A 22559-nucleotide genomic window follows, 5' to 3' on the forward strand; every position below is an offset into this window, starting at 1 on the left:
CTCAGAACGGAGGAGTGGCGTCCTGCTGCGCCAGAGAGGTACCGATGGGCCAGACCTGGGCGACCGGACACTTGTAGTAGTTCCGGTCCTTGCCCTCCTCGACAACGTGGTCGAGGACGATCTCGCACGGCATGCCGAGCAGGTCGTCGGTGTCCAGGTCCTGGCCGATCTCGAACTCGGCACCCAGCAGGGCCTCGGCGTACTGCCGGACCTTGTTGTCGGGGTGAGTGGTAAGCCGGTCCTCGGTCTCGGCCCAGGCGCGGAGGCCGGCGTACGGACCGTCGATGATCTTGAACTCCCAGATCCACTTGTCGAACGAGTAGTCCTTGCCGGTCCGGGTGCTGGTGCCTTCGAGGTGCTTGACCTCGACGGAGCTCAGCTCGGCGGGCAGTGGCTCGTCCTTCGGGAGCTTGAACTCGGCCTCTTCGGCGAGAGTTGCGCGGGGCATCTGATTCCTTCTTCCTGTTACTTGGAGGCCAGTCGGTCGCAACACGAGCCGCACACGAACGTGCGGTACTTGACGACCGAGATCTTGGACTTGGTGTCGCTGTCCTCGATGGGCTTGCCGCACCCCTCGACAGCCGGGTACTTGCCAGCGAAGGCCGGAGGCTGGGTGCCACAGACCTTCTCGCCCGGAGCAACCTTCGGCGGCTCGGGCTTCGTCTCCTCGGCTGCCTTCTCCTCGACGGGAGTGGCGTCGGCCTCGGACGGCAGCGGGGGCTGCCAGGGGTCCTCTCCGGCACCGCTCGCCTGACCCGGCACCGTTGCGGATGCAGGCTCGGCCACGGACGGAGCGCCTGCCGGCGCCGGAGAGGAGTTCTCAACGGGCGTTGCCACAGGGGCAGCCGCCTTCTTCGCAGCGGTCTTCTTGGCCGCTGCCTTCTTCGCAGCCGCCTTCGGGAGCGCGGGCTTCTCCAGGGCGCCCACCTCGTCGACCGCGGCTGGCACGGCCTCTACCTCCGGGGTCTCGATCTCCTGGATCACCTCGGTCTTGGCGTAGGCGTCGAGGCTGTCGCCGGCGATGGCGTCGAACAGCTGCTGGTAGTCGCCGGCATCGAAGTTGACCGCGGTGGTCTTCGGGAGCCGCGTCGACTGGTCCCGAAGGTTCGGGTGCTTCGGATCGGGGTGCCACCGGACCTGGCGCTTGATGACCCGCTGCCCGCCCTCGGCGGCGTAGCGGTTCTCCATCAGCCCGACGAGCGGGTAGTTGTCGAAGATCGAGTCCTTCGAGTCGCCCTTCATGCGGGCCCGCTGGACGACGCGCGTGGTGTCCGAGTCCTCGTTGTCGTCGTCCTTCTCGTGCACGTCCCGGGTGTGCATGAGGACCACGACGTTCATCGGGAGCGCCTTGAGCTGCTCGATGAGCGACTGCATCTTGGCGTCGAGCCAGCCCCAGTCGGCCCAGCCGGACAGGCCCTGCTGCCGCGTTTCCCGCAAGCGCTCCTGGATCAGGACCTTCTGGTAGGAGTCGATGGTGTCGACGACGAAGGTCTCGTACTGACGGCTGGCCGGCGGCTTGCGGCTCTCGATGCGGGCCTGGTCGATCAGGGCCTGCATGTCGGCCGAGGACTTAACGTCAGCGTACGGCGTGTGGCTGAGCGCGAGGCTCATGTGGCCGTTCTCGCAGAGCGCGAACAGAGGCTTGGGCCACTGCGCCGCGAACGGGGTCTTGCCGGAGCCGTTCTCTCCAATGATGAGCGCCTTCAGGTAGTACTCACCGGACGTGAGTAGCTCGTCGAAGCCAGCTTTCTTGATGACTACGGGCACTGCTTGCTCCCTCCTATAGGGATTGAGTTCGCCCCTCCGATAGGGGCACTTATTGAGACGGGCGTCGGTGTTTCGTGCGGCACTCACCGGACCGGTCACGGGCTCTCCCCGCGCACCATGCCGACGCCCGTCGGTCTAGGGAGCCCCCTCCGTGGGGTGGGGGAGACCGACTCCTGCGCAGATGTCCTTGAATGCGCAAAACTGACAGACGCTCGCGTCGAGATTCACCGAGTAGATGCCGGCCTCGCAGGCCCGGACGTAGGAGTCGATGGCGTGCTTGAGGCGAGCGAAGTCCTGCTCGATGCGCCATCCTCCGTCGCAGAACTTCATGTCGTTCAGGTCGATCCAGCGGAACCGGCGTGCCGCGAGCCGTTTGCCCTCGGCGTAGGCGTCGGTGCCCCGGTGGAGGGCGTAGCCGTGGCTGCTGAAGAGGTGGTCGACGCGCTCCAGGTCCTCGGCCCCGAAGGTCTCCAGCTGGCCCATGCCGGACTCGGCCCATCCGGTCCAGAACTCGGGCATGGTGGTGGCGTAGCCGTAGGCCGTGCCCTGCATGTTGTACCGGAGGTACGTCGGGCGTCGCCCAGTCTTGTTGTCGTCGATCCCGAGCACAGGGCGTCGGTTGGAATGCATCCGGACGGCAAGGCGGTCGATCGTGCCGGTGAGCGTGTGCAAACGCCCGTTGACGTCGATCGGGACCGCGAACTGGTATTCCAGCGCGAGCTTCCAGGACTTGTCGCCCTCCAGCATCGCGTAGTGGACCCGCAGCGCCTGGCGACCGCGCTCCTTGAGTCCGAGGTAGGACTGCTTGGCGATCCACTGGGTCGGCCGGCGGACACCCGGGATGGCCGTCATGTTGTCCAGGTCCCAGTAGTGCTCCCAGAGGCGGAGCGCCTCCGCAAGAGCGTTCGGGTTGCCCTCGTGCATCTGGAGCTCCATGTTCATGGAAACCCAGTGGTAGACGCTGCCGTACTCCGTGGCGCTCAGGGCCTCCGGCTGTGCCTCGCCTGGGTCCGCCGCCGCACGGTCGTAGTAGAGCTTCTGGAGTTGGCAGCGGGACCAGGAGCTGAGGTCCGATTGGCGGATGATGTAGCCGCCGTGCTGGTTCGGCCTCAAGTAGTTGCCTCGGGCCAGGACGGGTTCGATCAACGCGTAGCCCTCCTGGTCCAGTGGTCGGTGATGAGCAGTTGGTCGCATTCGTGGGGCTCGTCGAAGTGCCGCTGGACGTCGGCCAGGTCGGCCTTCACGCGAGCCAGTCGCTCCATGAGCCGGGGCGACTCGCGCCGGGCCAGCAGGTGGGCCACGCGAGCCAGGTCGCCCTTGGCCTGGGACAGCTGCGATCGGCGCTTGTTGCACTCACGGCAGCCCTTCACGCCGCCCCCTCGTTCGGCCAGGAGACCTGCTCGTAGCTCTGCCACCACTTCGAGCGGTGCGGGGTCGTGTGGCCCCGGCTCTCGCAGCAGATCGCCGGGAAGATGTCGCCCGCGTTGGTCTCCTGGATCTCCAGGCAGGTCGTCCAGGCCACCGGCGTGGGAACCAGGTCGAGGTCGATCATGCGTCCACTCGTTCCAGGTAGGCGGCAGCGGTGCGGAGCCGTGCCGCGTCGTCCTCAAGCAGTCCAAGCGCCTTGTTGCATGGCGGGCAGAGCGGCTCGCTTCGCCTACCCCTGGGCACGGCGGTTGGCCTTCCTGGAGAGACGGGCGACCTTGTTGCGCGCACGGCGCTTGGCCTTGACGTGGGCGGGCACGGTGCCCTGGTAGAGGTGCTTGCCGGTGTCCGCGATGGCCAGCAGCATCCGAGTGCTGGGCCGCTCCGCGATGGCGATGTCCTCGGGGGACAGCGTGTTGACGCGAGGCGTCGGGAAGAGATTCACGGCGATCCTTTGCTGGAAAACGACAAAGGCGGCCCGACGGACCCCAGCTGTACTGGAATCTGTCGAGCCGCCTAGCCGAACTTTGTCCGGTGCGACGAGCACCCGCCTTAGCGGGCCTCTGGCATCTACGAGCCTTTGAAGTTTGGTGCCGCCCCGTGGGGCTGGCGAGATAGAACGCTACTCGGGAATCCGCGCCCCGCAAGGGCGTTGGCGGACGAGTTTCGTCTCAACGGGCGTTGCTGACTAATTTCCTCCTACGGCGATGCTGGGACTGCCGATGACAGTCGTGTAGAAGACCTCGGCCGGCTTGGCCGGGTCGCTGTTGATCTGGATGATGAGGGTCGCCCCGATGCCCGGCGTCTCGTGCGCCTGCAGACCCTGATGAAGTGCGAACTGGCTGTGCTTGCGCATCCCCCCCAGGAGCGCAGCGAGCTTCTTCATCGCTTCGTTCTCCGCCAATGCAGAGCCCCTCCGATTCTGACCCCTTGAGGGACTCCCATAGTCACCTCACGTCACAAGAGTGACGGCGCGGGCGCTCGGTCGGCAAGGCCGTTGGAGGACGAGATTTTACTTAACGGACGTAGTCCGGAAACTCGTTGTCTAGACGGGCGTTATCCCAGCCCGGAAGGGGAGATCCCTCGCACCTGCAGTTCTCGCAGGGGAGGGCGTGGTGCTCATGACCGCAGTGCCCGCAGGGCATTTGGCGGCTGAGCAGCGGGGTCATTGCCGGCTCTGGCGGAAGCCCATGAACTCGGTCTCCAGGGAGATCAGCCGAGCGTCCATCTGAGCGGACTGGGCTAGGTGAGCGTCCATCCGCTCGTTGGCCAGGTCCTGTCGCTGGGTCGCCTGGCGCTGGCCCTCCACGACCTCGGCCTGGCCGTCGGCGATCTTTCCGATGTCACTCGCCAACGAGGTGAGGAGGGTGCGGATGGCAGCCTGCTCCTCGACGACATAGCCGACCTTGTCCTTGAGGGTGGGCGGGTTGTTCTTGCCGCCGTTGACCGCTACCTCGCGGTGGGTCTCCTTCGTCTCACGCCGACCACGCCAGGCCTGGAGGCTCTGAACACACACGCCCAGGAACGCCAGGAACGCGATGATGACCGCAGCCTTGTCGCCATGCACCGGCTCCATTGACTTGTCCCCTCTGTTGGTAAAGAGGACTTCGGTCAGCTGACGTTCAGCGGAGCGTTCTTGATCGCGACCGCCTCGAACGTGAAGTAGTGCTCGATGTCCAGCTGTGCGGACGGGGAGATGGCGGCAGGGAAGTAGACGGCCACGGCCACCCAGCAGCCGATGTAGTTGCCCCGGCCGTCTTGGTCCCACTCGGTGACGAAGCCCGTGCATTGGGGGAGCGCGGTCGGCAGCGCGTCGTCATCGAGATTCAGGGCGTCGCGGACCGTGTCGAGGTCGACCTTGCAGCCGTAGGACATGAACGGCTCCTCGATGTAGGTCAGGTCGAACGAGAGTCGGTCCGCGAACTCGACGACACCCTGGCCGGTGGTCGAGTACTTGGCGTACACGCCAGCACGCCGACCGCGGTTCTCCGCGTTCCGGGCGCGCTCCATGTCGACCTGGAGGCGCGGGTCATCCGACTTGAAGGTCACTGGTCCGTTCCCAACAGGCTCAGGTACTGCTGGGTCGCCGCGTTGAGCTTCGTGACGTCGATGACCCACTCCCCGTTATCGGGCGACTGGCCGAGCCAGCAGGTCTCGATGTCGTACTCAAAGACGCCCGACTCCATGTCAATCGTGCAGTCGATGCCGGTGACGTAGTGGTAGAACCGCTCGCCGGTGACGCGTTCAACGATGCGGATCTGGTCGTCGACCTGGATGGCCGGGTTGCCCCAGATGGTCATCTTGCCGCGGCGGTAGTCCATCATCTGCCGGGCAGCGATCAGCTCCGCGGCCACCAGCGCCTCGCGGTTGGAGTCGAAGTGCTCGTCGCTCCACAGCGCGACACGGCGCAGGTTCGTGGGCTGGTTCGGCGGCCGATAGCCGGCGATGACCGCGCCGTACTTGCCCTGGGTGTCAGTGACTCCCACGCGCTCGCGCAGGTTGGCACTGGACGTGCGGACCTCGTAGTCCAGGAGGGTCGACCGCTCGTCGATGGTCAGGACCTTGTTCGTCCGCGTCAACCCGCTGCGGTGCGGCGGGCTCTGCGGTCCGTAGTTCCCGAACTTGTAGATGTTGGGCATGCGCCAGATGAACGCGCCGGCCTCGTCGACATAAGCCACGAAGCCGAGAACATCCCGGGCCTGGGAGATGGACTCCCATAGCGGCTGCTTGTCGAGTCCATCGGCAGTGATGTCCGCGATCGGCGACGTGCCCGAGTCCTGGATCGTCCCCCAGACGCGGCCTGTTGGCAGCGCGTACGCATCCTGGCTGTACGTGAAGTGGGTGGGCGAGGCGTAGGGGCTCGTTCGGATGTAGTTGCCGTTGCTGGAAGGAGGCCAGTAGAACCCACCCCAGGCGAGGATCCAGGTGACAATGTTCGAGTAGTCGGTGATGTTACCGACGGGTCGCTCGACGGTCCCGCTGCTGAACCCTAGGTCAGCGTAGTTGCCCGCGTACACGCCGAACATGTCCAGCGCAGCACGGAAGGGGTAGCCGACCATGCTCGGCCCGCGGTCGGCCCGCAGGTCGGTGAAGGTCAGGCGGATCTTCGAGATGTTCTTGTACTTGCGGGGCAGGACGTAGTCGTAGTTCGCGTGGCGGCTGGGCCGGAACGAGCCGACGAACTTGATGTCCGCCTCGATGTCCACGCCTGCCGTTGTCACCTGGTAGGGGATGGTCTTCTTCCCGAGCCAGCGTCCAGTCGACTCCTGGTAGAGCGAGACGTAGATCTGGAACGGACCGCCCAAAGTGCGGACGCGGATCGCGGCGACGTCCCTAGGGTTCTTGAAGGTAGTCTCCCACCAGACCATGTCGGTGGCGGCCTGTTGGCCCGTGCTGAGCCAGTAGTAGCCGCCCTCTCCGAGATTGAGCATCGCCTGCTGGGCCGTGTGCCCCTGGACCGCGCCGTTGGCGCCGACGTAGGGCGGCTTGTCGACGATGCCGGCGCCCACGTAGTAGGTGTTGGAGCTCGACGCCCCGCCGCCAGCCGGCACCTGCCACGAGCCACCAGTGGGGGCGCGGCCAGGGACGTGGTCGGTGCGGATCGTCGACCACTCCAGCGGGTATTCGCCGACGGGGATTACTGGGGGGAAGGCGATCTGGTCGAGAAGGACGCGGCCCACGTCCCGACACTTGATGGTGAGGTCGCCAGAGGTGGGGGAGACGGTCACCTCATCGATCAGCCACGTCCCGGACATGTAGAGGTTGGGGTCTTCACCGGGCCACACCGACCAGTCGACGCCGTAGCCCTCGTACGTGCGAATGAGCCGATCTGGCTGGATCCGGCCCCTCCAGGACTCGTCGATGTGAGGCCAGAGCGTCTCGGCGCCGTTCTCGCGCTCAGAGAGGGCTCCCGGACTGTCGAAGTCGGGGCCTTGGCTAGTGGCCCCGAGGGGAGTGATCGAGGAGTTCTGGACGACGATCGTGCACTCGGCGACGTCCTGATCGACCGAGCGCGACCAGGTCATCGACCTGATGTGAGGGATCTCGGCGATGTCGGTGCTGCCGCCCAGTACGACGCTGGCGAAGGTGCCCCGACGAGAACGGTCGTTGTCGTAGTTGCCGCCGGGTGCGTCGTCGGTGTTGTAGGCGTACTGGCGCAGCACGCTGCGCTCGACGGTGGCTCGCACCACCGGGCGGTAAGGGCCGGCCTTGACCCGCGCGGTCCAGGCCTTCTGCGTGTGGTCCGAGGTCGCCTTCATGCCTCCGACTTCGACCCGCTCAGGAGAGCGGGCGGGCCGTATCGCCCTCCGTCGCCCTTCCGACAAGGGATCCGCCGAGTACCAGGATCTGTGCCTCGACCGCATAGTTGACGCGCCAGTTGTTGCGCGGGGTCGGCGTCAGCTCCTCCGGGCGGAAGGCGGTGATGAAGACGATGAAGCTTCTACCGAGGTGATCGGTGATCTGGACCTCGTTCGGGCGCTGCGACCAGTCAAGTAGCGCGTTGTAGTGCGCCTCGTCCGCCACACGGCCCGCGAAGTTGAGGGTCAGGCCAGTGGGCGCCGTCTCGAAGCTGGGGATCCGGCCGTCAGCTCCCCAGGCCGTGCCGTGCCGAAACGTGCGCGAGACCAGCGGGATGTCGTTCATCGCGTTCGGGTTCCGAGAAACGACGTACGTCTCGTCGGCGATCGGGTCGTAGAACGTCCATCGGAGCGTCATGGGGTCACCGGCATCTGGGAGTAGAGGGTGAAGGTCAGGTCGTAACTGCCGGCCCAGTCGTTGTCGACCGACACGGCGTCGCTTTGGCGCTTGCGTGGGGTCGTGGTGAAGGACTGGACGCCGACGAGCCAGATCCGCTCGCGATGGTCCTGGACGTAGAACCGGCGACGGATGCCGCAGAACCCGAGGAGCTTGTTGTAGAAGTCCTGGTCCGGGTAGTAGCCCGTAATGCGCCACGGTCGCGTAACAAACGCGGCCTCGGCGACGGCGAACTGGCCCTGCGAAGGCGACGTTGCGTGCCTGGTCGTGACATTCCGCTCGAAGTGCGGGTTTGTCATGGAGGATGGGTTGACCGGCAGCGTCCAGGTTCCCAGTCCGCTGGGCATCAGGTCCTGGAAGACCCACTGGCCCGCGGAGGAGGTCGGAACGGGCGTTGTGTCGCCGGGGAGTGTTCCGGGCAGCGGCTCCGAGTCGTTGCTCAAGGCGAAGCTGGCTGAATCGGTGCCGTTGTCAACGGTCGTTACGACGAGTGAGTAGGTGCCAGCCGTCAGGTCCAGGGGAAGTTCGATCGTGGCGGCCTGCAGGTTCCCATAGGCGTCGGCAACATCGGTCCAGACCGTGTCGACTCCGACCGTGAAGGTAAGCGTGGCGCCGGCGTTGGCTCCAGAGACGTTCACGGACAGGGGGCCCGGGGCGCTGTCGAGGGTGTCGTCGAGGATGGCGAGCGAGACGGTGGAGGGACCGATGATGCCGCCGTGCCCGTCGTCGAACCGGCAGACCTGGGCTGTGCCTTGCATCGCGACGCGCCGCAGGGCCGTGCCCGATGCCGCCAGGGAGAGTGATCCCGAGGCGCTCGGCGCGGAGGACGCGGCGCCCCCCGAACCGGTCAGGGTGAGCGCGCCGGTACCGGTAGCGGCGGTCATCAGCTAGCCCAGTAGAAGCCGCCGGTCGCGAACACGGCCGTGATGTCGGTGCCGGACGGCGTTCGAGCGAAGTCGAGCTTGACCAGGGGAATGATGTTGGTGTCGTTGCCGGACGTCGTGTCAGGGTCGTAGCAGATCAGCAGCGCGCCAGTGGGGTTGCCGGAGGCGGCGGGCCAGGTGACGTCAGCCGCGTCGACCTCGACGCGGTCGTTGGTGTCGTTGATGGTGACGGAGACGCCGCCGAGCGTCTTGCGTCCCATCGTCGTCTGCTCATCAGAACCGCCGGCGAGGACCTGGTACAGGTTGTCGTAGTCCCGCATGGTCGCGTCACTGACGAGTCCGGACGCCTCCAGGACCACGGCGATCAGGGCGTCGCTCGATCCGGGGAGGGAGGCGTAGTACGCCACCTTGCCCTTGGCGTAGTTGAACGTCAGATCGGCCATGATCTGGACTTCGGACTAGGCCGCGTAGGCGATCATCAATCCGGTGGGGTCGGGGACGTAGGTGTAGCTGCTGATGGCGGACGTGTCGACGGGGCCGAAGAGGTCGGCCGCGAGCAGACGGTCAGTAGCCGAGGAGCCGGTGCTGATGTAGAAGATCGCGCCTGCGATGTCGGTAGCACCGAGCGCCCCGAAGTCGATCTGATCGCAGGACAGGGTGACCGTCCCCGTGCCAGGGGTGAGGGTAACGCCCGTTGCCGTGAGCCCGCCGGCGGTGTAGCCGGAGCCGGAGATCTCGTCGGCGATATCGGCGCGGTAGTGATCCGTGCTCGACTGGACGTAGGAGGATGTCACCAGCATCACCTTGATGACCGCCGACCCGAGCTCGGCGGTCATCACGTCTTCGAGCCACTTCTGGTAGGTCGCCATGCTGTCGACTTCGTCTCTCAGCGGTGCCGCGAAGTCGTGGTGCGGGTCGTCAACTGACCCCTCGTGAGCTCCCGCAGGATCTCCTTGACCTTGGCGGTGTCTGCGCCGTTGATGTGGACCTCGACCCGGGGCTGGTTGCCCCGGGTACCGGGGTCACGAACAGGAAAGGGCGTGTTCCCCCCGGTAGTGCTGCCGGAGGGGTTGACGATGTTGCCGTACAGCTCCTCCACGCGGCGCTTGACCTGGTACGGGGTGGGGAGGGTGATGTCCCCGAAGTTCCACTGGCCCTGCAGGTCCGTGTTGGCCGACTTGATCAGCTGGTCGATCTGGTCGAGCTCGTCCTGCTGCTGCCTCGTGCGGTGCTTGATGGCGTTGAGTCGGTCGTGCTCGTGGTCGAGGTAGCTCATGTACTTGAGGTGGCTGATCCGACCGAGTTCGTCGGCGGTCTGCATGTCCTGCAGGCGCTGGCTGAACTTGGTCGCCTCCAGGTTGTTGCGGGCCGTCTTCAGATCCACCTGGGCCGCGAGGCGGTCCTCTCGGTTGAGGGCGTGCTTGACCCGGTCGAGGGCGTCAGCGACTGCCACGCGAGCCTCAGCCAGCGGGTCGGTCATGTCGATCGAGAGCTGGCGCAGGCTGGCGCGGATGGCGAGCATCTTCTGGATGCGGTCAGCCCGCGACTGCTTGGGATCCTTGGTCGGAGGCTTATAGCCGGGGACGTCGGAGCCAGTCAGGTAGGTGTCGGAGGCGCCGTGAGTGGTGTCCTGGAGTGCGCCGAGCAACTGCTGCAGGCTGGTTACTACCTGCGGATCCTTCGGCGTGACACTGGCCCCCAGAAGGCCCAGCAGTGGGTTCACGGCAGCGACCGCGGCAGCCAGAATCTTCTGCTGGATCGCGTCCATCGCCTTGATGGTCGCGATGTCCTGCTTGATCATCGCGATGACAGCGTTCTTGGCAGCCTTGCCGCCGGCCTCGACGATCCCCACCAGGGCGTCCTGGCCGACCTGGCCGTGCTTGAGAGCGATGTCGATCTCGCGCTTCCAGTAGCCCTTGCCGATCGACGCGACAACACCACGCCCAGACTTGTTGTCGATGGCGTTCTGCTGGGCTACCTTGCGCAGCTGCTCCAGGCGGGCGATCTGCGCCGTGACGAGCTGCTTCTCGGCGTCGTGTAGCGCCTGGGTGACCTGGGCGGGCACGCCGCCGCCGGCCTTCACCTGCTTGTTGATGGCGGCGTGGATCGCCTCCACGGTCTGACGCCACTGCTTGATCGGACCGTTGTAGTCCGTCTTGTTCATGTCAGACAGCGCGGCCTGGGCCTTGCTGACGAGTGCAGCGACGGAGGCGTTCAGGTCGGCGTTGGACATCGGCTTCAGGCCACTCACCACATCCCGGACGTCCTGGGTCTGGATGGAGAGGGCCTGGAAGATCTGGTCCAGCAGCGACTGACGGTAGGCCTTGATCTGCTCGGGGGTGAGGCCCGTCTGCTCCGCACCGAACTGCGCAGCAGCGTTCACGTCGGTCGAACCGCGCATGATGCCGGCGAGCGGGCCAGTGTCGACGATCTGCGCGGCCAGCCGGCGCAGCTGGGTCGGGTTCAGGTTCTCGGTCTTGATGTTCTGATCGCGGAGGGCGCTGAGCAGGAGGTCCTGTGCGTCCTTGCCGGAGATCTGCTCGCCCCCGTTGCCCAGGAGGCCCTTCCGAGCCAGGGCCGCGGCAGTGAAAGCGTCCGGACCCGCGTTCGTGCCGGTGACCGCGTTGGCGATCGAGTCCGCCGCCTTGCCGGCGAACGTGCGGCGATCGAAGCCGTGCGTGGCAGCGTCGGCCGCCGCTCCGGCCCCGAGGAGGGCGGTGCGGAGTGCCTGGAACTGCTGCTGTGCCGAGGCCCCCGAGTCGGCCATCTGCTGCAGCGAGGTGTTCAGCGAATCGGCATCGAACGCGGTGATGAGCGGCGCCCGGCCCTTGCCTGCGGTGGCGTCCTCGATCTTGGCGAGTCGGTCCGCGAGAGCCTTCCGTCGCTCGGCCTCGGTCTGCAGCGCGGAGACGATGGCATCGTCGCCAACGTCGTTGCCAGAGATCTTGGCGTAGACGTTCTGCCAGAACCCGTGGGCTCCAGACGCCGTCGCCTGCTTCTTGAGGGCGTCAGCGCTCGCCGCCCACTGGTCACTGGTCTTCAGGTCCTCGGTCGTCGCCTTCAGGGCGTCGGTGCCAGCCTTCATCTGGTCCCCGAGGGACGAGGCCGCGTTGGCGAGTTCACCAAGGGCGACCAGACCACCGATGGCCGCAATCCACGGGCCGGCGGCCAGCAGGGCGCCTCCCGCGGCGCCGGCAAGCGCCCCCGCACCGGCACGCGAAGCGATGGGCACGACGGCACCGGCTTCAGTGGCGAGCGCTGCCCGGCCACCCAGCGTGGATGCACGCGCCAGGCCACCCGCGCCGAGGATGCTCGAAATCGCAGACTGCCCTGCCGTGGACCTGCTTGCGAGGGCGAGGAGCGCGAGGCTGGCCACCACGGTCCGCACGGTGCCCGGGATCTCATCCCACGCCCGGAGGAGGCCGTTCGCCGAGTCGAGGAGTCGCCGAAGCCCCTCGGCCAGGAGGCCCAGGCCGCCCAGGACGCCGGACTGGCCCAGTAGGTTCGCGAACTCCTTGAAAGAGGAGAGCAGGAGTTGCAGCTGGCCACCGAGGTTGTTCATGCGCTCGGAGAACGCCTTGTCGGCTGCGCCGTTCGCCAGACCCTTCGAGGCGTCGTCTGCGGCCCGGGATACCTCGCTGAACGACCCGAGCAACACGGAGACGGCGTTCTGGACCTTGCCACGACCGAAGGCGGCAGCGATCTGGTTCTGCTCGTTCGGGGAGGCCGTCTTGTAGATCTGCGCCAGCTGGGCCAGCTGCTTGGCCAGGGTCTCGCTGGAGTCGATCCCGTACTTGGAGGCGACCTTGCCCAGCGAGCCCTCGCCCGCCCGGGAGAAGATCTGCGCCATCCACCCCGCCACGGCGTCGGCGGACTGACCAGTGCGGCCCTGGAGCAGCGCAGCGATGGCCGTGGTCTGGTCGAGCGTGAAGCCGGCCTGCTGGGCCACGGAGCCCGACTCGGCGACGGACTGGACCGTCTGGCCCGGCGCGACGCCGAACTTGTGGCTGAAGTAGGCGTCGAGGTCGGCGATGCGGCCCTGGCCGGCGTAGCCGAGCTGAAAGGCGTTGGTGATGGCAGCGAGGCTCGTCTGGACGTCCTGGATCTGCATGCCGGAGTTGAAGGCCAGCTTCGTAGCAACGTCCGTTGAGATGCGGGCGATGTTGTTCTGGGTCGCGGCAGTGGAGTCCGCGGCGCCGTACAGACCGATCGCACGAGCGCCGGCCAGCGCCCCCTCCGACGGCGAGAAGCCGGCGTTGGCGGCCTGCTCCCCGAGCTGGTTGGCGAGGGACTTGGCGGCGTCGGCCGACTGGTTGGTGGCGAGCTTGAGCTCGCTCACGGCCTGCTCGAACTGGATGCCCTCCTGCAGGGTCTGCTGGAGGGTCTGGGTGAACGCGAAGAGCGCCTTGTAGGCGGTTCCGTAGAGCAGGGAGAACTTCGCGGCCTGACCCAGCTGGACCGCGTAGGGATCGCCGGACTTGCCGCGGAAGCCCAGGCCGAACTGTGCCGCCAGGCCGGTGGGCGGAGCCTCGCTGAGTGCACGGATCCGGACGTTGGCGGCGGCCAGCTGCTCGGCAGCCCGACGCTCCTGGTTCCACGCGGAGATGAGGGAGCGCAGGTTGGGGTTGGCCTTCTCCTGCTCCGCGGCCAGGGCCCGCGAGGCAGCAGCCTGGGCGAGGACAGCCTGGTTCGCCTGCTCCTGTGCCCGACCAAGAGCGGTTGCCGTGTTCGGGTTGTAGTAGGGGACCGCAGTCTCTTCCTGGAACTTGCGGAGGGTCTCCTGCTTCGCCAGGGAGGTGCCGGCGCCCTGGTCGAGGCCACTGCGGTACAGGCGCTGGCTCTCAGCGAATGACAGCTTGGCGGCTGCGAGACGCTCCTGGGCTGCCTGGCGGTCGGCGGCGTCGCTTCGGAGACCAGCCTTCTGCAGGCGTTGGCCCTCGGCGAAGGAGGCCTTGGCAACGTCCTCCGCGGCCTTCTGCTCTGCCGCGGCAGCCTTGATGTGTGCCTGCGTCTCGGCGTTGATCGCATCCAGCAGGGCGCGAGTGTCCTTGCTGTAGCGCTCGGCGGCAGCCAGCGCCGCATCCTTGGCCTTGCGCTGCCCTTCCGCCGAGGTGTCCGCCTCGACGCGGTAGATGTTGCGGTTCGACGGAGAGTACGGGTTGAGGTCCCGCTCCTTGACGTACCCGATCCCGCTGGTGTTGCGGGAGGCACGCTCCTTGGCGTTTGCCTCGGCGAGCGCTGTGGTGGCGCGCGACAGCCGGCTCTGCAGTTCGGCGATCTTGTTGACGCCGACATCGGGGATGGTTCTGAGGAGTTGTTCCTGGAGGTCCTTGCCGAGGTTGCTGAAGCCCGGGTGGGATTCGACCGACTCCTTGAAGAGCTGCCGGATGCGGGCCAGCGACCGCTCGACCTGGGTGGTGTCGACCTGGCCGAACTCCAACTTCTGGCGCGACAGCGCGGTCGTGCCGTCCGCGATGAGCTTGAAGATGCTCTGGATGTCCGACGCAGTGCTGCCCGGGTTGAGCCGCATTACGAGCTCAAAGAGCTCCTGGTTCGTCGCCATGCCACTTCCTCAGTCGCGGAGCCCCTTGGTGAGCTCGTTCTGCGCCCAGCCGGCCGGAACAGCCTCTTCGGCGATGGGCTTTAGTTCGGGGTTCTTCCGCCGCTGCTCCACGGCGTCGAACCACTCCTCAAGTCGCTGGGAGTGGTGCCAGATGCTCTCGTCGGGGACTTCGTCCTTCGGGAGCTCCAGGAAGCCGAGGACCTGGAGTGCCGCGTTGATCGCGACGCTCAGATCGAAGGGGCAGCGCTCGGCGTCTCGGCCGGGGAAGAGGGATTCGAGACTTCCTCCGGTGCGCTTGAGGGCTCCAACGATTCGGAGGAACTCGCTGGAGCGTCCGAGTTTCCCGCGGCCCTCGCGGAGACCTGGAGGCCATCGAGCGTCTGGACGATCATGTTCAGAACGGCCGTTGGCAGGCCGACCACCTCGGACCGTTCGCCGAGGTAGCGCTTCGAGTGGTCGCACATGGTGTGGTCCCAGGCGCCCGGGCCGCCGGTCGCCTTGCAGAGACGCGTTGCATAGAAGATCTGGGTGACCTGGTGCTCACGCTCGAAGACAGCCCGGGTCGCCAGGTCCCGCCAGCGCTCCAGGAACTTCTCTCGGAGTTCGGCCTCGTCCATCGTCTCGGCCTCGCGGAGCTTCGCCTGGGTCCGGGACTCCTGGGCCTCCTGCAGTGCGGCCATCCAGGTCGACTGGGTTGCGGCCAGCACGTCACGGTCGGGGGAGTCCTCCGTCATGCCGGCGTCGTTCATGAGCTCCTCGGCACGCTCCAGGGCCTCACGCTGCTTGCGGAGTTCGGCGTCGATGTCGATGTCGTCGAGGGCTTCAAGGTAGATCTCGTTGGCCATCAGCTCGACGTATCGCGAGGCGACCTCGACACGGGAGAGCATCTGGGTCTCGGCGACCATGCCGTCGTACTCGCCGGACTGCTTCAGGTCGGCGATGGCCATGAACCGCCGAGCAGAGGCGTCCTTCATGGCCTCCTGCACCTGGAACGGGTTGAGCTTGTTGACCCAGATGACGATGGGCCCCTGTGCGTCGTCGCCGAGGTGAAGTTCGGTGCCCTCGACGAACAGGTCTGTGATGCGCCGCAGCCGGTCAATGCCACCCATAGGTGCTCCTGAAGTCCGATTCCGATTCCGCCCGCGTGTCCGCGGGAACGCCCGTTGCCAGGCCGATTCGCGACGTACTTCGGAAAAGCACCGAGCCCCGGTCCCGCAATGCAGGACCGGGGCTCGGTGACGAGGTAACTCAGCGCTCGAAGACGAGCAGCCCGCCCTCGTCGGAGGTCCACTGGAGCTCGACGGAGAGCTTCTGCTGCACCTGGCCCTGGAAGCCCGGAGCGGTGAAGCGAGCGTCGTCCACGTGGATGCGCTTCAGGTGGGCACCGGTGTCGGGGTGCTTGATCACGATGTCCAGCGCCAGCGGGACCGCGGTCTGGGCGCCCACGACCTTCGTCGCGTCCGTCACGCCCGAGATCTTGCGAACCACCGACAGGAGCTCAGCAGCGTCACGCGGCTTGAGGGTGACAGAGCCGGAGACATCCGGAACATCGAAGTCCTGGCCGACCGCGAAGTGGTTGCCGAACTCCTCGTCCTTGTCGAGGGTGACCTTCCAGTCCGCCTGGACCGCCTGGACCATGCGGAGCCGGTTGGCCTGCGAGCCGGAGATGTCGTTCGGGTTGTAGCCGCCGACGTAGACATCGATGTCGATGCCCTTGACCGCAGCCGGCTTGACCGTGGTGTCCGCGTGGACCGACTGCGAGTACGTCAGCGACGTCGGGCTGGAGTAGACGATCCGGACCTTGTCGGTCGTCGCGACAGCGTCGACCAGGGTGACCGTGGTGACCGCCGCGCCGGCGGTCACCGTGCCGTAGGTCTCCGCGTAGTCCACGCCGAAGGCGAGGCGCTTGCTGCCGACACTGACCGACAGGACACGACGCTGGTCGCCGTCCGCGAGCTGGTAGGCCGGGTGGGCGGTGACGACGGCCTGGCTGGTCGAGCCGGTGCCGGCGGTCTCCTCGATGTAGGTCGCGCCCGGGTTGTAGAAGATCGAGTCGCCACGGAGCGAGGCCTGCTGGCTGGCGTTGTCCCGGAGGCCGAACCGGTAGGACATGCTCTCCAGGTAGACGAAGGGCACGGCGACCGAGTCGGTCACGAGGTACGGGTTCGACGCCGTCAGGCCGGCCTTGAACTGGCTGGCGAAGTCGGCCGGCGCGCAGGTTGCCAGGTCGATGCCGTTCGGGGCGATCCGCACGGCCGCAGCAGAGACGGCGGCAACGGACGGGTTGGCCAGGACGACGGTCGTGGCGTTGGTGACCGAGGCGATCGTGGTGACGAGCTCGCCGCCACCAACGCCAGCACCCGCGACGATAACCATGCGGCCGGCGTCAGCAGACGTGAAGGCGGCGGTGGCGGAGGTCAGGCCAGTGGACGTGGCCGACATGACGCCATCGGTCACGTTCCGGCCGGCGTACGCCTTGGTCAGCAGGGTCTCGATCTCGGTGGACACGTCGAGCGAGTCGAGGGAGAAGGTCAGGTCCGGGACGTCGCGAACCGACGCCACCGACTTGTAGTTGCCAAGCTCGTAGATCTTCTCGACGGGAATGTTCAACTGACCGGGACCACCGGTCTGGATACGGTCGATGACGGTCGAACCGTTACCGACGTGGATCAGGCTGCCGGCCTTGATGCCTGCCATGTCGCGTCCTCCTTGCTCCGGGGGCGCCCGGATCGGGGCGCTTACGGGGAGGACTTCGGCTTAACGGGCGTTGCCGAAGGTTCGGGCTTGACGTGGTTCCCGGCGCGGCCTCACGCTGGACATATGGCCGAACTGCTGCACCCACTCCCTCCCGGGACTTGGGTCGAGTACGGCACTCGCAAGGGCCCCAAGGTCGGGAGGGTCGAGGTCGCCTGTCGTGCCAACGAGCGGTACTTCTACGACCTCAAGGACATGCAGGACGAGTGGGCCGCGACCTGCGCCGACCGTGACGTCCTGAAGGTCCTCCGGCCGGCCGAGGGCGATCCGCGCGAGTGGCTGCTCGCCCGGACCTAGCGCCCCCGCAGTACGCCGCGCATGGTCTGCCGGTAGTACTCCTTGGCCAGTGGAACGAGCATCTCGAAGGCCTCCCCGGAGGACATGAGGTTCTGGTAGACGCTGTGTGGACGAATCGGGTGCGTCACGAACAGAGGCGCCTTGTTCTTGCGTGGGAACGAACTGACGCGCACCGTCCGCAGTCCAGGGTCCTGGGCGTCGGTGCGCCCGCGGGTCGGTCGCCCCTTGCTGTTCTTGGGCAGGATCGTGATCTGAGTGCCCACGAACATCTCGGTCCCGAACTCGAAGGAACGCCAGTAGCGACCTTCCTTCTCGGTCGCCTGGTCCAACCAGGTCGGATTGCCGACGCCGAACGAGAGCGCACCGACAAAGGTGTTGCCGTCGCTTCCGCCCGGCCGAGAAGTCTTTGCCGTGGCCCTCACCAGGCGCCCGGTCGACTGCTGCCGGCGAGCTCCCGCCCATGCGCCCGACTCTGTACCAATGCTCTTGGCAGTCTTCTCGGCTGCACGCGCCGCCAGCGCGTTAGCCAACTTCTCGTTGCGCTTGAGCATCTCGACGTTGACGCCGGACATGCCGTTTAGGGCGTGCGCAGCGCGCAGGGCGGCGTCTCGCCTGAATCCCTTGAGGCCGATCTCGATCTGGGCGCCAGCCATCTCAGGCCAACACCGCCCCGGTCCCAGCGGCTCCAAGCAACTCCACATTGAACTCGCTCGCTGGCAGGTGGCGCTTGCATGCCCTGCAGGTCTTACTCGTCGCCGGCTTGAGGGCTCCTGCAGCCAGGGCATCTCGACGACGAGCGGCCCTGGCTCGGTTCTGTGCGTTCTGACAGCCCTTGCACTGCCAACGCCGCTTCCGCCGGTCCTTGGAAACGAAGTTGAAGTTGGTGATGGGCTGACCGACTCCGCATATCTTGCAGACGCGAGTTTCAGTCATCGGACCGGCCGTCCAGCATTAGTTGGCGCGCCTCTGCGATTCCGCGGTTGAACTCGACAATGGCCTGGACGGCAGCTTCGTTGGTTTCAAAGCCGACGTCCACCGAGGACTTCAGGATGTCGAGGCAGGTGTCGTGGTACTGGTTGATCGAGGCCATGACTTGGCTGCGAAGGTCCTTGCGCTGAGCCTCGGGGAGTCGCTGGGCGTCGATGGCGGACATGATGCTGGCGACCGCCCGCTTCCGCTGCTCGCCGAGCAGCCGGCGTACAAACATCATGGCTAGTAGGCCTCCTCGCTGAACGTGACCTCGCACGTGGTCTTGACCGCCTGCCAGTGCAGGGCGAAGCGCTGGTCGGGGGCGACTCGCTCGACCTCGGTGAACTCCAACTGCCAGCCGGGTGCCGGGTCGCCCGTGGTCTGGTCAATCACGTCGAGTACGCGCTTGCCGCCGATGCGTCCGCGGAGGATGTCTCGGATGTCGCACGCTGCCGCGACGGCGAGGCCGTTGGCGTCCATGAAGACATCGAAGAAGATGGGGATCTGCTGCATCGACAGCGGACCGCCGAGTTCCTGGTCCTCGGGGTCGGGCTCGGTGCCAAGGGTCACGAACACGGAGCCGGGCCGGGCTTCCTGGCGGATCTGGTCGCCGTCGACGAGTGGCTTGTCGATCAACGTCAGCGCGGGTGCCCCGAAGGGTGTTGTTCCAGCGCTGAGCCAGCCAAGGGTGTCCAACTGGTCCTTGACGTGATTGAGGACGGTCGCGTGGACGTGTCGCGAGGAGTGGCGCAGCCAGGCCATATCTAGCTCTCATCCTGGGCGCGACAGAGCACCTGGACCACGTCGATGCTGCCGAGTGCGATGGTCGGCTGGACGTAGTCGCGGGCGTAACGCTCGTTGGCGCCGCCGGCGGTGACGTAGGTGAAGTCCTTGACCTGCGCCCACTCCTCCTGGAGGAGGGTGAGTCGGATGCGGGTCGGCTTCACACTTCCGGGCTCAACGACCTGCCCCTGCCAGTCGATGAACTCCAGCGCGCAGGAGACGGCCTTGGAGGTGGGGGACTGGTCCTCGACGCGGACGCTGGGGTCGAACGGGACGCCGTCCTGGTCTGCCGATTCGGTGGTCGTCGCGCGCGTCGGGAAGTAGAAGGTGACCTTGTCGGCCATGGAGTTCGGCTCTCCGAACCCCATCGCCTTCAGGAGGCCGGCCCGAACGGTGGGGCGGTTGAAGCTGCTGGGTGCGTACTTGCTCACCAGAGACCTGCCGGGATGCCGTTGTACTCGAACTCGTAGCTGTAGAAGGCACCCCAGAAAGCGTCCGCGACCCGGGCCCGGTAGTTGTCGATCACCACCGCGAGGGGTATGCGTGCGTTGGTCGCCTGTGTGATCAGGTCGTCGAGCCGGGACTGAAGAAAGTCGAGTTCGCTCTTGAGCAGGGACGCCGCGTGCTGGATCTCGAACTCCGCCGGGCCGGCCTTGTACCGCTCCATCGTGTTCATGGCTCGAATCTGGGCGCGGATGATCCGCATCGAGGTGAAGATGACAACCAGCGCGGTGCCAGCGAGGGAGAGGTCCGCGCTAGTCACATAGTCATCACCGGACTGGGTGAGCGTCATCGTCGGGAAGAACCCGCGGAGCTGTGCCTCGGCGAAGCCGTCGGCCAGAGAGGCCGCAAGCGACGCGTCGTCGGAGTCCGGAAAGACGTCGTCAAAGGTCCCCGGGACGGCGAGTTCGCGCTTGAGGGGCTCGATGAGCGTCTGCAGGGAGGTCACGTAACGTGACTTCGTCCCCTACCCCGGCAGGTAGTCGACCTCGACGGCAACGAGGCGTAGAACTCGTCCGACGACGGCGCGCTGGAAGGCGCCGGAAACGCCCATTGGCACCCGCAGCAACTGGCGTCGACCGGTCCGTACGTCGTCAGCCAGTTGGGTGGCTAGAACGTCCGACTGGCTGCGGAGCCGAGCCAGTTCGGACTCAACGCCGGGAGGAACGCGAGAGCGCCCCTGATCCCACTGAGCGACAAGCTGTTGCTTCACTCCGAGATGATCGGCGAACGCTTCGCGCGAGAGCCCGATGAACTCTCGTGAGATGCGGAACTCTGCGCCAGACAACATGGGCCCCAACCTAGATGTGTTTCATAAGAAGGTGACACTCATTCGATTCTCTGACCCGACGGTGTCTATCGCACTGGTCCATTAGGACTAGATCGGAAAGAAATTCGGACGAGTTGCCGCGAATCGCTTCGCGGTGCATGACGGTGTGGCTACGGTCACGCCCAGGTGACAAACCATGCCGGAGCAGTGCCCCATTGAACTGCGACCACGCGGCCAAGCGATGAAGGCTACAGCAGCGCACGGATGAGGGAGTCATCTAAGTCCCCCACGTGGAACGGTCCCGGGCCCTGGATTTATGGGGTTCCAGGGTCCGGGACCGCTTGCCGCGGCGAGGGGTCAGGACATGACGCCGATCTCGCTGATCTGCTGCTGGGTCGGGCCCGGGACGGGCGCCGGCCAACGCTCCTCGATCTTCTCCTTGAGGAGACCGACCTGGTTGTAGCTGGCGTCGCGCTCGACCGCGAGGCTGAGCAACCGGCGGACGTTGACCTCGCTCATCCCGCCGACGAACGAATCGAAGTCGGCATCGTCCAGCTCGAACGCTGCGGCGAGTTCGTCGTCGGCGAGTTCCTGGGCCGTGCGCTCGCCGTCACCCCGGCGTACGAGCATCCCGTTGCGGAACGGGTTGTGCTCGGGGTAGACGATCCGCTCCTCGGCGAGTTCACGCTGCTGGTCGGTCAGGCGCAGGACCTGACCCTTGCCCTTGACGCTGATGGTGCGGACCCTCGCAGTGGCAAGGTCCTCCAGGCCCACCGCGACGCGACCCGGGATCTGGCAGACCCAGGCCTCGTACTGGGGCTCACCCTTGGCTTCGCTCATTTCGTACTCCTTCCAATCCAGTCCATCCTGAGCCCGGGCACAAGGGCGTAGGGCTCAGGAAAGTGGAACTTGGGTGGTTCCACTTTCTTCTTCGGGTCAGTCCCCGGAGACCTTGTAGTGCGCCAGTACGGGCACCAGGACAGTCGTGGCCAGGGCCCCCAGGACCTTCAGGTCGTCGGTGACGCTGGCGACGTCCCAGCCAAGCGCCTGAGCGATCCGCACCGTGATGTAGAGGCCGCCCGCGGCAGCGACCTTGTAGATCAGCTTGCGCTGCTTGGCGTTCAGGGTGTCGACGAGGGCGCAGACGGACACGACGGCGTCAAACGCGCGTGCAACGAACGACTTCAGCATCAGTGCTCCTTGAGGGTGACGATGGCGATGCCGGCCGGGTGGTCGGCGTTCTGCTTGCGGTACTCGATGGACCGGAGCTCTAGGCCGTAGCCAAGCCCGATGTAGAGCAGCCCCGGCTCGCTCACACGCTGCATGCCGGCCCAGGTGGTGAGTCCCGGCCGGTTGATGTCGCCGACCATCGCGACGCGACCCTCACAACGGGCGTTCAATTCTGCGAGGCGGCGCGAGATGTGACGGCTGTGCCGGCGCCAGCGGAACTGGATGACGTGGCGCACCCGGGCCTGGGCAGTGCTGGGACGATGGGCCCAGCCGCCGGGGGACATGTGCGTGGAGACGATCGCGTACTCCAAGCCGTCCGCGTCCTTGAGGATCGCCCAGGACGTGTATCGGGCCGGTGCGACGATCGGAATGCCAATGCATCCGAAGTCGACGCCTCCCTCGACCTTCTCGAAGCCCGTCCAGACTGCCGGGCAGTCAGTGCGGGAGAGGCCCTGCCGGCCCGGGAATAGGGCTCGGACGGCGGCCTTCGGTCCCTTGCGCGTGATCTCGGTCAGCCCGCCCATTCCGAAGCCGCCAAGACGGTGCTGGAGCAAGAGCACGTCGGCCTTGACCATGCTGAGCTTGAGCTGAGGGCGGGAGCGAGAAGGCGCGGCCACCACGGCGAACAGGGTCATCGTCCAGCCCTCTTCTTCCTGTCGAGGATGTGGCCACAGAAAACGGCCGTTGTGAGGAAGGCGCCGCCGACGAAGGCTGCCTCTGCGGGCAGGTTGTTCGGGATGAGGTTCCGGACGACGGTTGAGAACGTCTCCCAGTCATTCCCGTCGCTCATGCAGACGCCGTCGAGCACGGCGAAGGCTCCTGCCCCGGTGCCCGCGAGGATCAACCAGCGCTTGCGGTCCAT

At 66.3% G+C, this 22559-nt stretch carries 29 protein-coding genes; 1 reads left to right on the plus strand and 28 read right to left on the minus strand.

Translation table 11 applies throughout. The annotated features are described in order from the left end of the window. Position 1: 1 nt before the first annotated feature. The 18 genes from ACYVAQ_RS15330 to ACYVAQ_RS15415 all read right to left on the minus strand — a co-directional run bounded on the left by ACYVAQ_RS15330 (position 2) and on the right by ACYVAQ_RS15415 (position 17091). The gene (locus ACYVAQ_RS15330) at positions 2–448 is read right to left on the minus strand and encodes a hypothetical protein (RefSeq protein WP_460791161.1); all 447 of its coding nucleotides are present in this window, start codon (positions 446–448) and stop codon (positions 2–4) included. Between the two features lie 17 nt (positions 449–465). Beyond that, on the minus strand, positions 466–1767 hold the full coding sequence (locus ACYVAQ_RS15335; RefSeq protein WP_460791162.1) for an ATP-binding protein: 1302 nt from the start codon (positions 1765–1767) through the stop codon (positions 466–468). 135 nt (positions 1768–1902) lie between these two features. Continuing rightward, the gene (locus tag ACYVAQ_RS15340; protein WP_460791164.1) at positions 1903–2880 is read right to left on the minus strand and encodes a PD-(D/E)XK nuclease family protein; all 978 of its coding nucleotides are present in this window, start codon (positions 2878–2880) and stop codon (positions 1903–1905) included. A 29-nt stretch (positions 2881–2909) separates the two neighbouring features. Next, positions 2910–3137, minus strand: a complete 228-nt coding sequence (locus tag ACYVAQ_RS15345) for a hypothetical protein (protein ID WP_460791166.1) — start codon at positions 3135–3137, stop codon at positions 2910–2912. Next, positions 3134–3319: a hypothetical protein gene (locus tag ACYVAQ_RS15350; RefSeq protein WP_460791169.1), complete on the minus strand. Its 186-nt coding sequence runs from the start codon at positions 3317–3319 to the stop codon at positions 3134–3136. The genes ACYVAQ_RS15345 and ACYVAQ_RS15350 overlap by 4 nt, the downstream gene beginning before the upstream one ends. Then, the gene (locus ACYVAQ_RS15355) at positions 3316–3483 is read right to left on the minus strand and encodes an endonuclease domain-containing protein (protein WP_460791172.1); all 168 of its coding nucleotides are present in this window, start codon (positions 3481–3483) and stop codon (positions 3316–3318) included. Before ACYVAQ_RS15355 ends, ACYVAQ_RS15350 begins: the two co-directional genes overlap by 4 nt. Next, the gene (locus ACYVAQ_RS15360; protein WP_460791174.1) at positions 3425–3637 is read right to left on the minus strand and encodes a hypothetical protein; all 213 of its coding nucleotides are present in this window, start codon (positions 3635–3637) and stop codon (positions 3425–3427) included. Before ACYVAQ_RS15360 ends, ACYVAQ_RS15355 begins: the two co-directional genes overlap by 59 nt. 243 nt (positions 3638–3880) lie before the next feature. After that, a complete protein-coding gene (locus ACYVAQ_RS15365; protein ID WP_460791176.1) occupies positions 3881–4078 on the minus strand; it encodes a hypothetical protein in 198 nt (65 codons plus the stop codon). Between the two features lie 279 nt (positions 4079–4357). Next, positions 4358–4768 (minus strand): hypothetical protein, encoded by a 411-nt coding sequence (locus tag ACYVAQ_RS15370; protein WP_460791178.1) that lies wholly within the window; start codon positions 4766–4768, stop codon positions 4358–4360. A gap of 35 nt (positions 4769–4803) precedes the next feature. Next, on the minus strand, positions 4804–5241 hold the full coding sequence (locus ACYVAQ_RS15375) for a hypothetical protein (protein WP_460791181.1): 438 nt from the start codon (positions 5239–5241) through the stop codon (positions 4804–4806). Continuing rightward, on the minus strand, positions 5238–7451 hold the full coding sequence (locus ACYVAQ_RS15380; protein ID WP_460791183.1) for a hypothetical protein: 2214 nt from the start codon (positions 7449–7451) through the stop codon (positions 5238–5240). The genes ACYVAQ_RS15375 and ACYVAQ_RS15380 overlap by 4 nt, the downstream gene beginning before the upstream one ends. Before the next feature lie 19 nt (positions 7452–7470). Beyond that, on the minus strand, positions 7471–7908 hold the full coding sequence (locus ACYVAQ_RS15385; protein ID WP_460791185.1) for a hypothetical protein: 438 nt from the start codon (positions 7906–7908) through the stop codon (positions 7471–7473). Continuing rightward, a complete protein-coding gene (locus ACYVAQ_RS15390; protein ID WP_460791187.1) occupies positions 7905–8831 on the minus strand; it encodes a hypothetical protein in 927 nt (308 codons plus the stop codon). The genes ACYVAQ_RS15385 and ACYVAQ_RS15390 overlap by 4 nt, the downstream gene beginning before the upstream one ends. Beyond that, positions 8831–9274 carry a hypothetical protein gene (locus ACYVAQ_RS15395; RefSeq protein WP_460791189.1) on the minus strand — a complete coding sequence of 148 codons (444 nt, stop codon included), beginning with the start codon at positions 9272–9274 and terminating at the stop codon, positions 8831–8833. The genes ACYVAQ_RS15390 and ACYVAQ_RS15395 overlap by 1 nt, the downstream gene beginning before the upstream one ends. Positions 9275–9289: 15 nt before the next feature. After that, a complete protein-coding gene (locus ACYVAQ_RS15400) occupies positions 9290–9700 on the minus strand; it encodes a hypothetical protein (RefSeq protein WP_460791191.1) in 411 nt (136 codons plus the stop codon). A gap of 17 nt (positions 9701–9717) precedes the next feature. Next, positions 9718–14394 carry a phage tail tape measure protein gene (locus ACYVAQ_RS15405; RefSeq protein WP_460791194.1) on the minus strand — a complete coding sequence of 1559 codons (4677 nt, stop codon included), beginning with the start codon at positions 14392–14394 and terminating at the stop codon, positions 9718–9720. Between the two features lie 227 nt (positions 14395–14621). Further along, a complete protein-coding gene (locus ACYVAQ_RS15410; protein WP_460791197.1) occupies positions 14622–15503 on the minus strand; it encodes a hypothetical protein in 882 nt (293 codons plus the stop codon). Positions 15504–15642: 139 nt separating this feature from the next. Then, complete coding sequence (locus ACYVAQ_RS15415) at positions 15643–17091, minus strand: hypothetical protein (RefSeq protein ID WP_460791200.1); 1449 nt, start codon at positions 17089–17091, stop codon at positions 15643–15645. Between the two features lie 123 nt (positions 17092–17214). Between ACYVAQ_RS15415 and ACYVAQ_RS15420 the strand changes: the two genes are divergently transcribed. Continuing rightward, a complete protein-coding gene (locus tag ACYVAQ_RS15420) occupies positions 17215–17445 on the plus strand; it encodes a hypothetical protein (protein WP_460791203.1) in 231 nt (76 codons plus the stop codon). Here ACYVAQ_RS15420 and ACYVAQ_RS15425 read toward each other — a convergent pair. The 10 genes from ACYVAQ_RS15425 to ACYVAQ_RS15470 all read right to left on the minus strand — a co-directional run bounded on the left by ACYVAQ_RS15425 (position 17442) and on the right by ACYVAQ_RS15470 (position 22559). After that, complete coding sequence (locus ACYVAQ_RS15425; protein ID WP_460791205.1) at positions 17442–18098, minus strand: hypothetical protein; 657 nt, start codon at positions 18096–18098, stop codon at positions 17442–17444. The two genes, ACYVAQ_RS15420 and ACYVAQ_RS15425, sit on opposite strands and share 4 nt — an antisense overlap. Before the next feature lie 272 nt (positions 18099–18370). Continuing rightward, on the minus strand, positions 18371–18655 hold the full coding sequence (locus tag ACYVAQ_RS15430; RefSeq protein WP_460791207.1) for a hypothetical protein: 285 nt from the start codon (positions 18653–18655) through the stop codon (positions 18371–18373). Between the two features lie 2 nt (positions 18656–18657). Next, positions 18658–19176, minus strand: coding sequence for a hypothetical protein (locus ACYVAQ_RS15435; RefSeq protein ID WP_460791209.1), 519 nt, complete (start codon positions 19174–19176; stop codon positions 18658–18660). 2 nt (positions 19177–19178) lie between these two features. After that, the gene (locus ACYVAQ_RS15440; RefSeq protein ID WP_460791211.1) at positions 19179–19628 is read right to left on the minus strand and encodes a hypothetical protein; all 450 of its coding nucleotides are present in this window, start codon (positions 19626–19628) and stop codon (positions 19179–19181) included. Beyond that, on the minus strand, positions 19625–20146 hold the full coding sequence (locus ACYVAQ_RS15445) for a hypothetical protein (RefSeq protein ID WP_460791213.1): 522 nt from the start codon (positions 20144–20146) through the stop codon (positions 19625–19627). Before ACYVAQ_RS15445 ends, ACYVAQ_RS15440 begins: the two co-directional genes overlap by 4 nt. Before the next feature lie 18 nt (positions 20147–20164). Next, entirely contained in the window at positions 20165–20488 is a 324-nt protein-coding gene (locus ACYVAQ_RS15450) for a helix-turn-helix domain-containing protein (RefSeq protein ID WP_460791215.1), read from the minus strand. A 336-nt stretch (positions 20489–20824) separates the two neighbouring features. Then, positions 20825–21307, minus strand: a complete 483-nt coding sequence (locus tag ACYVAQ_RS15455) for a hypothetical protein (protein ID WP_460791217.1) — start codon at positions 21305–21307, stop codon at positions 20825–20827. A gap of 96 nt (positions 21308–21403) precedes the next feature. Continuing rightward, complete coding sequence (locus ACYVAQ_RS15460) at positions 21404–21658, minus strand: hypothetical protein (protein WP_460791219.1); 255 nt, start codon at positions 21656–21658, stop codon at positions 21404–21406. Continuing rightward, positions 21658–22332, minus strand: a complete 675-nt coding sequence (locus tag ACYVAQ_RS15465) for a hypothetical protein (RefSeq protein ID WP_460791221.1) — start codon at positions 22330–22332, stop codon at positions 21658–21660. Before ACYVAQ_RS15465 ends, ACYVAQ_RS15460 begins: the two co-directional genes overlap by 1 nt. Then, on the minus strand, positions 22329–22559 hold the full coding sequence (locus tag ACYVAQ_RS15470; RefSeq protein ID WP_460791223.1) for a hypothetical protein: 231 nt from the start codon (positions 22557–22559) through the stop codon (positions 22329–22331). Before ACYVAQ_RS15470 ends, ACYVAQ_RS15465 begins: the two co-directional genes overlap by 4 nt.

Source organism: Nocardioides maradonensis (assembly GCF_054777115.1).

Coding starts and splice junctions, on each gene's coding strand:
- ACYVAQ_RS15330 (WP_460791161.1), bottom strand. CDS start 448: ATGCCCCGCGCAACTCTCGCCGAAGAGGCCGAGTTCAAGCTCCCGAAG.
- ACYVAQ_RS15350 (WP_460791169.1), bottom strand. CDS start 3,319: ATGATCGACCTCGACCTGGTTCCCACGCCGGTGGCCTGGACGACCTGC.
- ACYVAQ_RS15365 (WP_460791176.1), bottom strand. CDS start 4,078: ATGAAGAAGCTCGCTGCGCTCCTGGGGGGGATGCGCAAGCACAGCCAG.
- ACYVAQ_RS15370 (WP_460791178.1), bottom strand. CDS start 4,768: ATGGAGCCGGTGCATGGCGACAAGGCTGCGGTCATCATCGCGTTCCTG.
- ACYVAQ_RS15380 (WP_460791183.1), bottom strand. CDS start 7,451: ATGAAGGCGACCTCGGACCACACGCAGAAGGCCTGGACCGCGCGGGTC.
- ACYVAQ_RS15385 (WP_460791185.1), bottom strand. CDS start 7,908: ATGACGCTCCGATGGACGTTCTACGACCCGATCGCCGACGAGACGTAC.
- ACYVAQ_RS15390 (WP_460791187.1), bottom strand. CDS start 8,831: ATGACCGCCGCTACCGGTACCGGCGCGCTCACCCTGACCGGTTCGGGG.
- ACYVAQ_RS15395 (WP_460791189.1), bottom strand. CDS start 9,274: ATGGCCGATCTGACGTTCAACTACGCCAAGGGCAAGGTGGCGTACTAC.
- ACYVAQ_RS15400 (WP_460791191.1), bottom strand. CDS start 9,700: ATGGCGACCTACCAGAAGTGGCTCGAAGACGTGATGACCGCCGAGCTC.
- ACYVAQ_RS15405 (WP_460791194.1), bottom strand. CDS start 14,394: ATGGCGACGAACCAGGAGCTCTTTGAGCTCGTAATGCGGCTCAACCCG.
- ACYVAQ_RS15410 (WP_460791197.1), bottom strand. CDS start 15,503: ATGGGTGGCATTGACCGGCTGCGGCGCATCACAGACCTGTTCGTCGAG.
- ACYVAQ_RS15415 (WP_460791200.1), bottom strand. CDS start 17,091: ATGGCAGGCATCAAGGCCGGCAGCCTGATCCACGTCGGTAACGGTTCG.
- ACYVAQ_RS15420 (WP_460791203.1), top strand. CDS start 17,215: ATGGCCGAACTGCTGCACCCACTCCCTCCCGGGACTTGGGTCGAGTAC.
- ACYVAQ_RS15425 (WP_460791205.1), bottom strand. CDS start 18,098: ATGGCTGGCGCCCAGATCGAGATCGGCCTCAAGGGATTCAGGCGAGAC.
- ACYVAQ_RS15430 (WP_460791207.1), bottom strand. CDS start 18,655: ATGATGTTTGTACGCCGGCTGCTCGGCGAGCAGCGGAAGCGGGCGGTC.
- ACYVAQ_RS15435 (WP_460791209.1), bottom strand. CDS start 19,176: ATGGCCTGGCTGCGCCACTCCTCGCGACACGTCCACGCGACCGTCCTC.
- ACYVAQ_RS15450 (WP_460791215.1), bottom strand. CDS start 20,488: ATGTTGTCTGGCGCAGAGTTCCGCATCTCACGAGAGTTCATCGGGCTC.
- ACYVAQ_RS15455 (WP_460791217.1), bottom strand. CDS start 21,307: ATGAGCGAAGCCAAGGGTGAGCCCCAGTACGAGGCCTGGGTCTGCCAG.
- ACYVAQ_RS15460 (WP_460791219.1), bottom strand. CDS start 21,658: ATGCTGAAGTCGTTCGTTGCACGCGCGTTTGACGCCGTCGTGTCCGTC.
- ACYVAQ_RS15465 (WP_460791221.1), bottom strand. CDS start 22,332: ATGACCCTGTTCGCCGTGGTGGCCGCGCCTTCTCGCTCCCGCCCTCAG.
- ACYVAQ_RS15470 (WP_460791223.1), bottom strand. CDS start 22,559: ATGGACCGCAAGCGCTGGTTGATCCTCGCGGGCACCGGGGCAGGAGCC.